This is a genomic window from Streptomyces murinus (assembly GCF_002154555.1).
Classification (GTDB): domain Bacteria; phylum Actinomycetota; class Actinomycetes; order Streptomycetales; family Streptomycetaceae; genus Streptomyces; species Streptomyces murinus.
Genome location: NZ_MUNF01000688.1, coordinates 1 through 735, shown reverse-complemented (window position 1 = coordinate 735; position 735 = coordinate 1). Strand labels below are relative to the sequence as shown.

Sequence of the window (735 nt, the reverse complement as noted above, 5' to 3'; positions counted from 1 at the left end):
ACCGTCTCACCCGCGGCCGGCGGCGACCCCCGGCACGTCGTGGTCGTCCCGCTCGCCGACGAGGAACCCCTGCGCTACCACGCCTGGGTCGCGGATCGCCGCGCCCACGTCCACGAGAGTTCCGGCGGCCGCCTCGGCTATCTGCACGTCCCCGACATGCAGGCCCCCGGCTGGGCCCAGATCCACCGCGATCTGCGCGTCGAGGTCGCCCGCGAGGGCCTGATCGTGGACGTCCGGGAGAACCGCGGCGGCCACACCTCCCAGCTCGTCGTGGAGATACTGGCCCGCCGCATCGTCGGCTGGGACATGCCCCGCGGCCGCAGTGCCTTCAGCTACCCCCGGCACGCCCCGCGCGGCCCCGTCGTCGCCGTCGCCAACGAGTTCTCCGGCTCCGACGGCGACATCGTCAACGCCGCCATCAAGGCCCTCGGCATCGGCCCGGTCGTCGGCACCCGCACCTGGGGCGGTGTCATCGGCATCGACAGCCGCTACCGCCTCGTCGACGGCACCCTGGTCACCCAGCCCAAGTACGCCATGTGGCTGGAGGGCCCCGGCTGGGCCATGGAGAACCACGGCGTCGACCCGGACGTGGAGGTCGTACAGCGCCCGCAGGACTGGGCGAGGGGCGCGGACCCGCAACTGGACGAGGCGGTCAGGCTGGCCCTGGAAGCGCTGGAGGCGGCCCCCGCCAAGACACCTCCGGCGCTGCCGCCCCTCTAGGGCCTGTCTGACAAT

At 73.5% G+C, this 735-nt stretch carries 1 protein-coding gene; it reads left to right on the top strand.

The window, feature by feature from the left end; genetic code table 11:
- The coding region (locus CCN72_RS33150; protein WP_244174599.1) for a S41 family peptidase at positions 1-720 on the top strand (720 nt) is incomplete at its 5' end.
- Positions 721-735 lie beyond the last annotated feature (15 nt).